This is a genomic window from Paenarthrobacter sp. NPDC090517, from assembly GCF_044769165.1.
Classification (GTDB): domain Bacteria; phylum Actinomycetota; class Actinomycetes; order Actinomycetales; family Micrococcaceae; genus Arthrobacter.
The window spans coordinates 36,960-49,722 of the sequence record NZ_JBIVXN010000005.1 but is presented as its reverse complement, the minus strand read 5'-3'; the positions used below and the strand labels follow the sequence as shown (position 1 = coordinate 49,722).

Annotated in this window: 14 protein-coding genes; 8 read left to right on the top strand and 6 right to left on the bottom strand. The window is 62.3% G+C overall.

All coding sequences use genetic code 11. The annotated features are described in order from the left end of the window. Positions 1-41: 41 nt before the first annotated feature. Both ACIQTW_RS15745 and ACIQTW_RS15740 read right to left on the bottom strand, forming a co-directional pair. Positions 42-1,463 carry an amidase gene (locus tag ACIQTW_RS15745; protein ID WP_402938593.1) on the bottom strand — a complete coding sequence of 474 codons (1,422 nt, stop codon included), beginning with the start codon at positions 1,461-1,463 and terminating at the stop codon, positions 42-44. Between the two features lie 7 nt (positions 1,464-1,470). After that, positions 1,471-2,214 (bottom strand): Type 1 glutamine amidotransferase-like domain-containing protein, encoded by a 744-nt coding sequence (locus tag ACIQTW_RS15740; protein ID WP_402938590.1) that lies wholly within the window; start codon positions 2,212-2,214, stop codon positions 1,471-1,473. A 155-nt stretch (positions 2,215-2,369) separates the two neighbouring features. Here ACIQTW_RS15740 and ACIQTW_RS15735 point away from each other — a divergent pair, with 155 nt between their 5' ends. From ACIQTW_RS15735 to ACIQTW_RS15725, 3 genes are all read left to right on the top strand, one after another. After that, a complete protein-coding gene (locus ACIQTW_RS15735) occupies positions 2,370-2,696 on the top strand; it encodes a rhodanese-like domain-containing protein (protein ID WP_017198239.1) in 327 nt (108 codons plus the stop codon). Positions 2,697-2,727: 31 nt separating this feature from the next. Beyond that, positions 2,728-3,660 (top strand): prephenate dehydratase, encoded by a 933-nt coding sequence (gene pheA, locus ACIQTW_RS15730; protein WP_402938587.1) that lies wholly within the window; start codon positions 2,728-2,730, stop codon positions 3,658-3,660. A 106-nt stretch (positions 3,661-3,766) separates the two neighbouring features. Then, entirely contained in the window at positions 3,767-3,997 is a 231-nt protein-coding gene (locus ACIQTW_RS15725) for a hypothetical protein (protein WP_402938585.1), read from the top strand. Here ACIQTW_RS15725 and ACIQTW_RS15720 read toward each other — a convergent pair. Continuing rightward, on the bottom strand, positions 3,994-5,055 hold the full coding sequence (locus ACIQTW_RS15720; RefSeq protein WP_402938582.1) for a diacylglycerol/lipid kinase family protein: 1,062 nt from the start codon (positions 5,053-5,055) through the stop codon (positions 3,994-3,996). The genes ACIQTW_RS15725 and ACIQTW_RS15720 overlap by 4 nt on opposite strands. 112 nt (positions 5,056-5,167) lie before the next feature. Here ACIQTW_RS15720 and serS point away from each other — a divergent pair, with 112 nt between their 5' ends. Beyond that, positions 5,168-6,448 carry a serine--tRNA ligase gene (gene serS, locus ACIQTW_RS15715; RefSeq protein ID WP_017198243.1) on the top strand — a complete coding sequence of 427 codons (1,281 nt, stop codon included), beginning with the start codon at positions 5,168-5,170 and terminating at the stop codon, positions 6,446-6,448. Positions 6,449-6,477: 29 nt separating this feature from the next. On the opposite strand, the gene ACIQTW_RS15710 is transcribed toward serS, so the two are convergent. After that, complete coding sequence (locus ACIQTW_RS15710; protein WP_402938579.1) at positions 6,478-7,506, bottom strand: hypothetical protein; 1,029 nt, start codon at positions 7,504-7,506, stop codon at positions 6,478-6,480. A 227-nt stretch (positions 7,507-7,733) separates the two neighbouring features. Between ACIQTW_RS15710 and ACIQTW_RS15705 the strand changes: the two genes are divergently transcribed. The 3 genes from ACIQTW_RS15705 to ACIQTW_RS15695 all read left to right on the top strand — a co-directional run bounded on the left by ACIQTW_RS15705 (position 7,734) and on the right by ACIQTW_RS15695 (position 10,057). Beyond that, positions 7,734-8,579 (top strand): HAD family hydrolase, encoded by an 846-nt coding sequence (locus tag ACIQTW_RS15705; protein ID WP_402938576.1) that lies wholly within the window; start codon positions 7,734-7,736, stop codon positions 8,577-8,579. Between the two features lie 135 nt (positions 8,580-8,714). Beyond that, complete coding sequence (locus tag ACIQTW_RS15700) at positions 8,715-9,581, top strand: DUF6597 domain-containing transcriptional factor (RefSeq protein WP_402938573.1); 867 nt, start codon at positions 8,715-8,717, stop codon at positions 9,579-9,581. A gap of 80 nt (positions 9,582-9,661) precedes the next feature. Then, on the top strand, positions 9,662-10,057 hold the full coding sequence (locus ACIQTW_RS15695; protein WP_402938570.1) for a DUF1761 domain-containing protein: 396 nt from the start codon (positions 9,662-9,664) through the stop codon (positions 10,055-10,057). A gap of 3 nt (positions 10,058-10,060) precedes the next feature. On the opposite strand, the gene ACIQTW_RS15690 is transcribed toward ACIQTW_RS15695, so the two are convergent. Then, on the bottom strand, positions 10,061-10,801 hold the full coding sequence (locus ACIQTW_RS15690) for a GAF and ANTAR domain-containing protein (protein ID WP_402938567.1): 741 nt from the start codon (positions 10,799-10,801) through the stop codon (positions 10,061-10,063). A gap of 142 nt (positions 10,802-10,943) precedes the next feature. On the opposite strand from ACIQTW_RS15690, the gene ACIQTW_RS15685 reads away from it, so the two are divergent. Next, entirely contained in the window at positions 10,944-11,720 is a 777-nt protein-coding gene (locus tag ACIQTW_RS15685; RefSeq protein WP_402938565.1) for a sigma-70 family RNA polymerase sigma factor, read from the top strand. Positions 11,721-11,727: 7 nt separating this feature from the next. Here ACIQTW_RS15685 and ACIQTW_RS15680 read toward each other — a convergent pair whose 3' ends face one another. Beyond that, the gene (locus ACIQTW_RS15680; RefSeq protein ID WP_402938562.1) at positions 11,728-12,690 is read right to left on the bottom strand and encodes a glycosyltransferase family 9 protein; all 963 of its coding nucleotides are present in this window, start codon (positions 12,688-12,690) and stop codon (positions 11,728-11,730) included. Positions 12,691-12,763 lie beyond the last annotated feature (73 nt).

Genomic DNA, 12,763 nt, shown 5'->3' with positions numbered 1-12,763 from the left:
CCATATGCTAGACGCGTGCCTGCGGTGAGACTTGGTGAGCCTCAGCGGGCCTCGAGGTCGGCCGCGAGCTGGAGGAGCAGCAATTCAGACCCACGACGGCCAATCAGCTGGATCCCCATCGGCAGGCCACTCGGCGTAGTGTGCACCGGAATGCTGATTGCCGGGAGTCCGCACACGTTCACCATGGAGGACCATGGCGCGTACTGGCACTGCCTTTTGTAGTCCTCATCAGCATCGCCGGCCCACTCGCTCGGCCATTGCTCACCGCTGTGTCCGCCACCAGTGAACCAGCCGACCGGCCGCGGTGTCTGCGCCAGAGTCGGCATGAGCATCACGTCCCACCTGGAGTACTGCGTGACGGTGTCGTGCTCGAATTGCCGCAGGAAGCTCAGGGCTTCATTGACCTTTAGGGCACTCCGCTGTTGAGCCCGACGCCGGAACGTCCGGGTCAAGGGAGTCAGCAACGCCTCGCGCTGGGGTGCTATTCGGGCACTCCCGACGCCGGCGGTCCAGGCTGTTGTGAACGCTTCGGGGTAGCGGTTGTCGTAGCGGATTTCGGCTTCGGTGATGTTATGCCCGGCCTTCCCAAGCAGCTTCGTCCCCAGCTCCAAGGCATCCATCGCTTCCGGTTCTGCCTCGAATGGATACACGCCGGCCCAAGGACTGTCCAAGCTCACGCCGATTCTCAGGGGTTCCGGCGCCAGCCCCACTTTGGCGAGGTAGCCGCCGTCGGGCGCAAGATCCCGGGGGACAAGTGCGTCCATCAGTAGTGCCGCGTCCTCCGCAGTCCTGGCGAGTGGTCCGGCCACAACGAGCTTGGCGGCGTCGCCCGCGCTGGCACCCGACGGCACCTTGCCGCGGCCTGGCTTCAGCCCCACAAGTCCGCAGGCACCTGCCGGGATCCGTATGGAACCGCCGCCGTCGGTCCCTGGAGCGAAGGGAACAAGCCCGGCCGCCACCGCCGCCGCACTGCCGCCGGACGACCCGCCGGAGCTGCGGCCCAAGGCGTGCGGATTGCGCGACGGCGGTGCGACGCGGTTTTCGCTGTAGGCCGTGAGTCCGAATTCCGGAACCTGCGTCTTGCCTAGTGAGATGACACCTTGGGCCTTCAGGGTGGCGGCGAGGGCTCCGTCCTCGGGTGCCGGCTTGTGCTCGAGGGCCGCGCTCCCGTGCGTGGTGGGGACACCGGCCACATCGGTGAGGTCCTTGAATGCCGTGGGCATGCCGTGAAGGAGGCTGAACTCGTCTTGTCGGTGCTCGCGGGATAGCCGCGCATGGAGGCGATCCGCGGCCGCCGCGTCCTTCAGTGCCTGTTCCGCCGTGATGGTGACGAATGCGCCCAGTTGCTTGTTCCGTGTCTCAATTTCTGACAGGAAAAAGCCAGCGGCCTCGCGGGCAGAGAGTTCACCCAAGGCCAAGGCGTCGCGGAGCTCAACAGCCGTTGTTTGTGAAAGGTCATTCATGGAAGGATCAACCAAGGAAGCGCGACTCCAACCGTTCCTCCACAGCAACAGCATCAACACTCTCGCCGGCGCCGGCAGTCACACGGAAGGCTGCCTTGTTCTTCACTTCGGACACCACCTCCACAAGTTCCGTGCCCCGATAAACCAGGCCCACGCCGTCGTCCGTGCAGTGTGTTTCTCCGAGCGTGCCGTTAGCCACCAACTTGTGGATGGCCGGCGCGCGCCGCAACTCGGAGTCGTAGTGGACGCCGTTGCCGTAGGGGAGGAAGCCCAGCGCGTTGGTGACAGGCTGCAACTCAGGGCCAAAGGAATCGGTGACGCCACCCTTATACCAGCAGATGGATCCGGCTGAGACGCCGGCCAGGACCACCCCGCTTTCCCAGGCCTTCCGCAGGATTCCGTCCAGTCCATGGGCCCGCCAGACGGCCAGCAGGTTCACCACCGAACCGCCGTTCACCCACACCACATCCTGCTCCCGGAGGTGTGCTTCCGGGTCCTCAATATTGGGCATGGTGAAGAGGTTGAGGTGGCTGAAATCGAACCCTGCAATGCGTGCTGCCTGGTCCATTTCGGCAGCCCACCAACGCTGATCACCGGATGCCGTGCCGATATGGGTCACACGCGGCGCGCGGCCGGTTACGCCGGACAATTCCACGGCGTAATGCATCAAGTGGTTGAACTCGATCCTGGTGCGATCGCCCGGCTTATAGCCGCCGGATGTCGCCAGGATGGTTGGTTTCCCAGCCGGCATGAGGATACTCCTAACGGTCCATGATTGGGGGAGCGCTTCCGTCCCAGTCTTAACTTCCTGTGGCCGGGAAGCAAGGGCGGTCCACACTTCAAGTTACGGTGTCACGACTCGGGGACTAGGCTGGATGCTGGACTTAATCGATGGGAAGGGAACGCATGAGCGACTTCGATACCGTGCCTGTGGGCGACATTCCGGCCGACGCCAGCATCCTGGACGTCCGCGAAGACTATGAATGGGTGGCCGGTCACGCCGAAGGTGCACGCCACATCCCCATGGACCAGCTTCCAGCACGCTTGGACGAGCTGGATCCGGACGACGACCTGTTCGTCATCTGCCGCACCGGGGGCCGCTCCTTCCGCGCCGTGCAGTGGCTGGTGGGGCAGGGCTACTCAGCGGTGAACGTTGCCGGTGGCATGGACATGTGGTTCGAGGCCGGAAAGCCGATGGTCTCGGACAACGGCCTGAAGCCGGTTGTCCTGTAACCCCGGTTATATAACCAGCAAGGAATATTTAATGTCAGCAGTTACCTATACATTCCTCGGTCCTGAGGGTACTTTCACCGAGGCTGCCCTTCTGCAGGTCCCGGGTGCTGCTGACGCCACGCGAATTCCCTGCACCAACGTCAACACGGCGCTGGATCGGGTTCGTTCGGGAGAGGCCGACGCGGCAATGGTCCCCATCGAGAACTCGGTGGAGGGCGGAGTCACTGCCACTTTGGATGCGATAGCCACAGGCGAGGAGCTCCGGATCATCCGTGAGGCCCTTGTTCCCATCACCTTCGTGCTCGTGGCGAGGCCCGGCGTCGGGCTTTCCGATATCAAGCGGATCTCAACGCACGGCCACGCGTGGGCGCAGTGCCGGTTGTGGGTGGATGCGCACCTCCCGAACGCCGATTACGTTCCGGGGTCGTCGACGGCGGCCGCCGCCATGGGACTGCTGGAGGACGACGTCCCCTACGAAGCCGCCATTTGCGGCCCGCTGGTTGCTGCCGAACAACCAGGGCTGAATGTCGTGGCCGAGGACATCGGCGACAACCCTGAAGCGGTAACGCGGTTCATCCTGGTGAGCAAGCCTGGTCTGCTTCCGGACCGCACGGGCGCGGACAAAACCACTGTGGTGGTGCCGTTGCCTGAGGATCACCCCGGCGCGCTCATGGAGATCCTGGACCAGTTCGCCTCCCGCGGAGTGAACCTGAGCCGTATCGAATCGCGACCCACGGGACAGTACCTGGGTCACTACTTCTTCAGTATCGACGCCGATGGGCACGCCACCGATTCGCGGGTGGCCGACGCTCTCGCGGGCCTCCACCGGATCAGCCCGGCAACCCGTTTTCTTGGCTCCTACGCCCGTGCGGACAAGCAGCCGGCCGTGGTTGCCCCGCATACTTCCGACGCCGCCTTTGCCTCGGCGCACGCCTGGGTTGAATCGATCCTGAAGGGCTCTTAGCCGCTTTCCACAGGCGGAACGGCGGCCCCTTTCGCAAGGATGCTTCTGTGCGTATGCTTGCTTGATCCATAAACGATGGATGAATGCACCAACGAAAGGAGCGGTCATGTCTGTCCACCGGGATGACAAAGACGGCCAAGGCATGATCGTCAATCCGAAGCCCACCGGCGAAAACCAGGACGACTGGAATGGCGATGAAGCCGATCGTGCAGACCGGCTCCGCTTTGAAGAAGAACAAGCGATGATCAAGGAGCAAGCCGAGGCGCGCGCCGCTGCCAAGGCGGCTACCGAAGAAGCCAATAGGACTGCTGCCCAGCCGGACGTCGGAGCGATCTAGTCCGTCTTGGCCTTCGGTACGCGGACCAGCAGGGACCCTGGCTCCACTTGCACGGTGACCGTTGTCGCCTCACCTGAGGGATCGCCGTCGAGCTGGGTAGCCATGGGTTCCTGGCTGCGGATGATGACTTTCCCGGAGCGGTAGAAGCTCATCATCGGCAGGTTGGCCTTGTGCTTGAACAGGACTTTTGTGTACATGGCGAGCCAGCCGAAGGCGCTGCGCGGGCTCATCACCACGATGTCCAGCATTCCGTCGTCGATCATGGCCTGCGGAATGAAGTCGATCCCGCCGGGTATCAAGCCGCAGTTGGCGAACAGCACGCTGCGGATTTTCCGTGCCTGTTCGGGCTGATCATCCATGGTGATGGTCACGCGTTTACGGCGGCCAGGAAGATGGCGGACGCCGGCCTCTGTGTAGGCGAGCCAGCCAACGCTCTTCTTGAGATCTTCCTTGGTGTCGCCAACTACCTCGGCATCCAAGCCCATGCCGGCGATGACCAGGAAGGTGTGCTGGGCGGACTCGCCGGTGATGTCATTGTCGATGCCCATGGTGGCGGTATCGATGAAGCGCTGATGGCCGAACAACGCAATCTGTATGCAGTCGGCAATGTCAGTGACGTCCAGGTCCACGTTGCGCGCCAAAAGGTTACCGGTGCCTAGCGGAATGAGGCCCATGGCCACATTCGTGTGCGCCAGCGACTCGGCCACCACGCGCACGGTACCGTCGCCGCCGCACGCAAGAACGACGTCGGCTCCGTAGGCTAGCGCCTGGCGCGACTGACCGTAGCCGGGGTCGTCCACGGTGGTTTCAAAAAACTTCGGTGCGTCCCATCCGGCCAGATCACAAGCGTCAATGATGGCCTGCCGGGCGTCTTCCGCGTTGTTTTTCACGGGATTGAGGATGACCGCGACGCGCTGGTCCCCGGGGCCGGGCTTGTGGGAGTCTTCCCGGACCGCACTCCTGATGTGCCGGGCTCTCAATCGGCGCACACCCCACCAACTGGAGACGGCAAACGCCACGCCCCCAGCGAGAATCAGGTACAGGATCCAGTCGCTCATGGTGCTCCAACACTATCCTCCTGGGCAGTGCCGTCTTTGCCTCGCATTCGGGACGGGCGACCTTTGCCCGCTTCGGGCCGGAAATCCGCGGTGGATTCGATACTCTTGTCTGGTGATCGACGTAAAAGACCTCAGCGAAAATCCGGACAAGTTCCGTGCCAGCCAGCGCGCCCGTGGCGCCGATGAGTCCGTTGTGGACGCGATCATCTCCGCTGACTCCGATCGCCGAGCTGCCCTGATCCGCCATGAAACCCTCCGCGCCGAGCAGAACGCTTTCGGCAAGAAGGTGGCGCAGGCCAAGGGTGAGGAAAAGCAGGCATTGCTGGCCGAGGTCAAGGAACTGGCCAACTCCGTGAAGGCTGCTTCCGCGGAGGCTTCTGCCGCCCAGGCCAAGCAGGAAGAGTTGCTCCGCGTCATCCCCAACCTCATTGTGGACGGTGTCCCCGAGGGCGGCGAGGATGACTACGTTGTGGTCAAAACCGTTGGTACACCGCGCGAATTTACGGACTTCGAACCGAAGGACCACCTGGAAATCGGTGAACTGATCGGCGCGATCGACATGGAACGGGGAGCCAAGGTTTCCGGCTCACGCTTCTACTTCCTCCGCGGCGTCGGTGCCCGGCTGGAAATGGCACTCCTGCAGATGGCCATGGAGCAGGCCATCGACGCCGGCTTCGTCCCCATGATCACCCCCACTTTGGTGCGTCCCGAGACCATGCAGGGCACCGGTTTTGATGTAAAGCACGACGCTGAGATCTACCGTCTCGCTGAAGACGACCTTTACTTGGTGGGCACCTCGGAGGTGGCCCTTGCCGGCTACCACGCAGACGAGATCCTGGACCTGTCTGCGGGACCCATCCGCTACGCGGGCCAGAGCTCCTGCTACCGCCGCGAGGCCGGCTCCCACGGCAAGGACACCCGCGGCATCATCCGCGTGCACCAGTTCAACAAGGTGGAGATGTTCATCTACACCACGGTTGAGGAAGCAGCTGCCGAACACGAACGCCTTCTCGCCTGGGAAGAGGAAATGTTGGCCAAGTGCGAGCTTCCGTACCGCGTCATCGACACCGCCGCCGGAGACCTGGGTATGTCCGCGGCCCGCAAGTTCGACTGTGAAGCCTGGGTTCCCACCCAGAACGCTTACCGCGAGCTCACGTCGACGTCCAACTGCACCACGTTCCAGGCCCGCCGCCTCAACATCCGTGAACGCGTGGTCAATGACGAGGGCGTTGCCAAGGGAACCCGTGCCGTAGCCACACTGAATGGCACGCTGGCCACCACGCGTTGGATCGTGGCCATCCTTGAGCACCACCAGAACCCGGACGGCTCCGTCAATGTCCCCAAGGCACTGCAGAAGTACCTTGGAGGGCTTGAGGTTCTGCCGGTTCTCTAGTTTCCACGCATCCCCGCCGAGCGGACAATTCACCCGCGCAGGCGCTGGTGAATTGTCCGCATGGCGGTGTTCTTTAGAGGCGCTAGTCCGGCCGCGAAGAGTTTTGCAGCGAGCTTTGCGGGATCGTTGGCCGTAGTCCAGTCCCAGCGCACGACTGCGAAACCCAGTGCACGCAATCTGTCCTCGCGTCTTTTCTCGGCCAGCACCACTTCCCGTGCACTTCGGCCGGCCAGGTACTCGTCTTGCAGGTATTTAGCATCGCCGTCGAACTCCCCGATTAGTCCTTGGTCCCGCCAGAAGAAGTCCGTGCGGGCCACGAAGCCCATGGCATCGTGGAACTCGCACTGCAACTCCGGAGAGGGGAAGCCCAACAGGTGCATCTGCGCACGACTAAGTGACTCACCCGCAGATCCGGAATTCTTGTCAGCGAACCGAAGAACATAATTCACCCGCTGCCTCTTGGCCTCTGAACCCAGTCCCTGCGTAGCTTCCCCGAGTGCCGCTTTGCTGGTGAAAAGTTTAGGAAACCTGGATTTACTGATTGCGTGATCGGCCAAGACGATTCCTTTGGTGAAGGACCCTCTGGCCAAGACATCCACCGCCGTTGGCAGTAGATCCGTAAGCTGCAGCCCGAGGTGGGAGACGGTAGCAGCGGAATAGGAATGCCGGTAAATGCCATACCCCCGAACCCGCTCAAGTCCGGTGGTGCCGGAGGGCCCGACAGCGGCTGCGCTGGTGCGCGGGCCTCGGGACCCGGCATGGCCGCGCGAAGTGGTGGCTAGGTGGACGTGCGATGGGACTCCTACGACTTGGAGGCCCCAGAACAATGCCGCAGTTTCAAAGCAGAACTCCGCGGTCGGGTTCTCCGCGGCAACGGCCCGGGCGGTTGCCGCGTATCGTTGCCAGGGCTTGAGTGCGAGCCAAGTCTCCTTGTTGATGTAGATCCCCTTGCGTACCCTTACGAGTTCGCCCTTCTGGTACCGGCGGCTAAGCTGCCGTGCGGTTCCTGATTCCAGCCCATACCGTGCAGCCACGATGAATTCGTCTCGATAGTCCATGAACCACTGTCGCCAGATGGGGGCCACGTGGCGTCGAACCAAATGGGCTATGTGGACCGCGCCCGGGTCGTGCACCGATATGTGGACAAATCACCAGCGCATGCGGGGGTGAAATGTCCAAGGATGGGTGAAATGTCCAAGGGTGGGATCACTATTCACCGTCCGTTAATCCACAGCTGTGGCGCCGGTCCTAGTTCAGTGTCGGAGGTGTCTGCTCTACTGTATGCATGACTATTTTGACTGATACTCCAGTTGCTGGCATCGATGACCAGCCAAATAACAACAACAAGCTCATGATCGCATTGGACGTCGACGGCACACTCGTGGACCACGACGGCCACATGTCGCCGGCTGTTCGCTCCGCTGCGCAGGCGGTGGTGGCAAGCGGTCACGACGTCATGATCGCCACCGGCCGGTCACTTAATGCGACGCTTCCCATCATCCAGCAGATCGGCCTCGAGCGAGGATTCGCCGTGTGCTGCAACGGCGGCGTGACCCTACGCCTGGATCCGTCGTTGGAGAAGGGCTACGAGATCATCCACAAGGCAACTTTCGATCCCGCTCCGGCTCTGAAGGCCCTGCGGGAACGGCTGCCGAACGCCAAGTACGCTCTCGAGGATGAGGACGGAAACTTCCTCTCCACGGAGCGATTCCAGGACGCCAGCTTCGGCGTTGAGTCCATCGGCGTCGACTTCCAGACCATGTTGGATTCCACGGCGGTCCGCGTTGTGGTCTTCAGCAGCGAGAACACTTCGGACGAGTTCAACGAGGCCATCAGGCACATCGGACTTTCCGGAGTGACGTACTCGGTGGGATGGACTGCTTGGCTGGACATCGCAGGCGAGGGCGTCACCAAGGCAAGTGCCTTGGAGGCCTTGCGCCATAAGCTCGGCACGGACCTGGCCAACACAGTTGCGGTGGGCGATGGACGCAACGATATCGAGATGCTCACCTGGGCTGGTCGAGGTGTTGCCATGGGTCAGGCTCCCGACGAGGTAATCGCCGTTGCGGATGAAGTCACCGCTTCAGTGCTTGACGACGGCGCAGCGCAGGTCTTGCGTAGCCTGCTGTAACTGCCACTCGTCTTAGCCGGGCGCATCGCTGCGGTGGGGCCGGCTCTTGTTCGTTACCCTCACCGCTAAGCGCCGTGGGTTTTCGAACAAGGGCGGGATCTGTGGCGGTAGTGGGTGGGTGCCTAGACTGAGCCTGTGTTCTACCTAGAGTGCCCGCCACCGCCAGGGCTGCAGCCGTTCGTTACCCAATTCTGGCTGGTCCGTGCTGAGCCGCAGGCAAGATACGAGAAAATTCTTCCCGGGCCCGAAGCCCACCTGATTCTGAACCTGTCAGATCCGTACCGGCTCATTAGCCCGCCGGACGGTTCCGGCGACCTGAACGGTTCTGGCAAGACGGCAACCAGCAGGGGGACGGAAGTTTCCACCGGGTTCTACGCCGGCCTGCAGCGCAGCTACCTGATCAGCGAAAACCCGGACCAGCTTTTCAACGTCGGCGCCCGCCTCACTCCCTTCGGCATGGCAGCGTTTACCAGCTTGCCGCCGTCGGGTTTTCAGAACCGTGTAATGGACGCTGAAAGTGTCTTGCCGGGCTTTTCGAACTTGCGTGAGAGCCTCGCCAACCCGGAACCGGAGCAGGCATTCGCGGCCATGACCGCCTTCCTACAGCAACGTCTCAGGCCGGGATACCAAGCAGATCCCCGGACAGAAAAGGCCACACACATCCTGGCGCACCAGGATGTGGAAATCAGCGTGCTTGCCAGGGATTTGGGGATCAGCACGTCCACGCTGGAACGCATCATCATGCGGGATTGTGGGACCACGGCTAAGGCGTACTCGGACGTGTGCCGCTTCAACAGGATCGTGAAGCAGGCGGCCGCCCTCCCCAAAGGGTCAGTCCCAGGCCGTGAGCTCCTCCATCTGGCCGATTACTACGATCAGCCACACCTCATCCGGACCTTCCGTCGGTTCAGCGGATTCACGCCGTCGGAGTACTTGGAGGTGGTGCAGAACTATGGGGCGGAGTACGCAACTTTTGTCCCGCTTGAGGAAGTAATCGGGTAGCTTGCGGGTTTTTTACAAGACCACGGAGGCCCACAGACGTACTGTCCATTCAGGAACTGCCCGTCTTTGAGAGGAAACCGATGGACATTCAGATCAATTGGCTCGCCGTGCTTCTGGCCGCGCTCGCCAGCTTCGTGGTGGGTGGGCTGTGGTACTCCCTGTTGTTCGCCAAGCCGTGGCAGAAGGCCGCCGGTGTCAGCGATGAGCAACTGAAGTCTGGAACGGCTCGGGTCTTTGTGGGCTCGTTCATCCTTGCGTTGATAATGGCGGTCTTCCTGGCAGCATTCATTGGTCGCGGTGGTTTCGCATTCGGAACTATTGCCGGTTTGGCCGCGGGACTGGGATGGGTCGCAACAGCGCTTGGCGTGAACTACCTTTTCGAACGCCGTAGCCTGAAACTGTTCGCCATCAATGGCAGCTACAACGTAGTCACCTTCACGGCCATGGGCGCCATCATCGGCTCGATGCAGGGTTAGGAGCTACTTGAAGTACGTCTGAACCGGACCGCCACCTGCGGATTCAACGATGGCCTGCGCCACCACCCGGAGCTTAACGTTCCGGTTGCTGGACGCCTTCTTGATGAGGTCCATTGCCTCCTGCTGGGTGCAGCGGTTCTGGGCGATGATGATTCCCGTTGCCACGTCTATCACCGTGCGGGATTCCATGGCTGCCCGGAGATTGTTGGCGGTCTGGCTATGTTCCGCGATCAGAACCGCCAGGCGCAGGCCTTTGGATGCCTGCTGTACGTAGTCGTTGGCGCGTTGCACGGCGGCTTGATCGAAGGCGTTGGCGTGTTCGGAGTAAAGGTTGAGTCCCGCCCGGGCAGCGTCATCGCTAAGGGGGAACGGCACAGCCAGCACGGAGCGGATGCCGTGTTCGGTAACCAACTTGTTGTACTCGGGCCAGGTGGTGTCCCTTTCGAAATCCGGAATGTAAACCTGGGTGACTTCGCGACAGGCGCGAAGACAGGGGCCGTCGGAGAAGTTGTACTGCAATTCATCGAGCATTTGGGCGCGCTCGCCGCTGCTTGCCACCGTCCCGGCTGAGCGATGACGCATCAACGTGATGCCGCAGTAAACCTCGTTTCCGGGCGTGCTGAACATTCCTGCCGAGTGCCTGGCCAACTCCTCCAGGAACGCTTCAACGTCCGGGGTGTCGAGCAGCAGGTCTTGGATATCGGCCACCACTGTAGTCGGCTCGGCGAGCTGGGGGTCTTCCATGAGGAACTCCGATCCCTGATTGTGGCTACCTTTCGAGACTAACCCCGTGGACCCGTTGAAAGCTAATAGTAAGTGTGCTTCTCTTTTTAAGGAGTCTTGCCGTGGGCTCACCCCCACTTAGCTGGTTAAGGATTGAAGCCCCATGCGTCAAACCCGACCTCTCACCGTCCACACCAGGCCACCTGCCTGCAAACCGGAAGGCAGCATCCGGCAAAGCTTCCAGGACAGCCTGGTCCTGGACCACCTGAATCTGGCCAAGTCCATTGCCGCCAGATACTCTGCCCACACTCACGACCTCGACGACGTCAGGCAGGTTGCGTACATGGGCCTCATCAAAGCCTCACGCGGCTACGACGAGTCCAAGGGTGTCAGTTTCCCCGCCTACGCCGCCCCCACCATTGCCGGGGAGGTCAAGCGATACCTTCGCGACCATTGCTGGGTTGTGCGCCCGCCACGCACTATCCAGGATGTCCGCCGCCAAGTGCTGGCCCGGACTGAGGAGATGACCCAAACGCTGCAACGTACGCCCTCCCCGGAGGAGGTGGCGGAAGATCTGAACCTGGAGCCATGCCAGGTGCGCGAAGCGCTGATGGCCGGCACCAGCAAGCGTCCTGATTCCTTGGATGCTCCCGCCTCCGAGGGGCGCGACGGTCTGCAGGGCTCGTTGTCGGCTTTTGGTTGCCCCACTGACCGGCTCGAAGATGTGCTGGCCCTGCGTAATGCCATCCGTGGCCTGAGCGCGGAGGACCGGCACCTGCTCTACCGCCGCTATTACCGCGAGGAAACACAGTCCACCATCGCTGAAGCCCTGGGGATGTCGCAGATGCAGGTGTCTCGCAAGCTTTCGAAAATCCTGGTTTCACTCCAGACGCAGCTGCTGGACGAAGAAGCCCAGCTTCAGGACGGGACCGCCCCGTAATGATGCTCTAGACGCCCAGCCGCTCCACTGCTTCCAGAACGTCCCTGACGCTAACGGCCAATAGTGCGGGATCAGGATCGGCGGAGAACACATCACCGCGGCGGAGTTCGACGGCGGTGAGCACCACGTGCGGTCCCGGTGGCGGTCCCCATTCTTCCGCCGGCGCAGGGCCGAACAACACTACCGACGGACGTTCGTAGGCTGATGCCAGGTGCGCCGCGCCGGTGTCGGCTGAGATCACCAGCCGCGACGCCGCGATGGTGGCCGCAAACTCGGCGAGACCTTGACACCCGGCCAGCAGGCCGTCGTCGAGATCTGCTCCCTTGAGCTTTGCCAAGGCAGCCGTCTCCTCCGCCCGGGCGCGCTCTGACGAGCCACCGGTGAGAACTACCTCGTGCCCCGCTGCAGTTAGCTCCACGGCGACATCCGCGAACCGTTCCACCGGCCACAGCCGGCTGCCATACGCCGCGCCCACGTGGATCACGGTTGCCCCCGGACGCGGCGAGGGAACGGCGGGGCGATTCAGCCGATAGTCAAGGGGATCGGCATCAATACCGTGCCAGTTGAGCAGCCTGGTCCATCGCTCGCGTTCCGGGATGCCGGTGGTCCACTCAGGTCCGTCAGTGCCGGTGGAAGCGTGCGCCACCACCCGGTTGGCCTGCAGTTCTTCAATCCGCAAACGGCTCTCAGCGCCATTCCCATGGAGGTTCACCGCGATATCCACCGCACCGCGGGGGACCGTCAATGGGTCATCGAGACCAGGCGTAGGCAGGTGGTGAATGCCGCCCACAAGCTCCAAAGCCTCGGCGATCCATGCTGGTGCGGCGTACAAAATACGGTGCTCTGGGAACGCCCGCCGCAACCCCCGGAGCGCCGGAACCGCGACCAGGAGGTCGCCGAGTTTCAAAGCGCGCAGGGCAAGCAGCAGGGGTTGATCGTTGCTCTTGTGACTGTCCAAAGCTGTGTCCATAGTGGCCTCCCGCTAGGAGTCTAGCTGCAGGAAACTTCTCACGGCCGCACTGTTTAGCGTCCGGAGAACTGGG

Bases quoted from the DNA above. Each gene is read 5' to 3' on its own strand.
- ACIQTW_RS15745 (WP_402938593.1), bottom strand. From the start codon at position 1,463: ATGAATGACCTTTCACAAACAACGGCTGTTGAGCTCCGCGACGCCTTG.
- ACIQTW_RS15740 (WP_402938590.1), bottom strand. From the start codon at position 2,214: ATGCCGGCTGGGAAACCAACCATCCTGGCGACATCCGGCGGCTATAAG.
- ACIQTW_RS15735 (WP_017198239.1), top strand. From the start codon at position 2,370: ATGAGCGACTTCGATACCGTGCCTGTGGGCGACATTCCGGCCGACGCC.
- pheA (WP_402938587.1), top strand. From the start codon at position 2,728: ATGTCAGCAGTTACCTATACATTCCTCGGTCCTGAGGGTACTTTCACC.
- ACIQTW_RS15725 (WP_402938585.1), top strand. From the start codon at position 3,767: ATGTCTGTCCACCGGGATGACAAAGACGGCCAAGGCATGATCGTCAAT.
- ACIQTW_RS15720 (WP_402938582.1), bottom strand. From the start codon at position 5,055: ATGAGCGACTGGATCCTGTACCTGATTCTCGCTGGGGGCGTGGCGTTT.
- ACIQTW_RS15710 (WP_402938579.1), bottom strand. From the start codon at position 7,506: ATGGACTATCGAGACGAATTCATCGTGGCTGCACGGTATGGGCTGGAA.
- ACIQTW_RS15705 (WP_402938576.1), top strand. From the start codon at position 7,734: ATGACTATTTTGACTGATACTCCAGTTGCTGGCATCGATGACCAGCCA.
- ACIQTW_RS15695 (WP_402938570.1), top strand. From the start codon at position 9,662: ATGGACATTCAGATCAATTGGCTCGCCGTGCTTCTGGCCGCGCTCGCC.
- ACIQTW_RS15690 (WP_402938567.1), bottom strand. From the start codon at position 10,801: ATGGAAGACCCCCAGCTCGCCGAGCCGACTACAGTGGTGGCCGATATC.
- ACIQTW_RS15685 (WP_402938565.1), top strand. From the start codon at position 10,944: ATGCGTCAAACCCGACCTCTCACCGTCCACACCAGGCCACCTGCCTGC.
- ACIQTW_RS15680 (WP_402938562.1), bottom strand. From the start codon at position 12,690: ATGGACACAGCTTTGGACAGTCACAAGAGCAACGATCAACCCCTGCTG.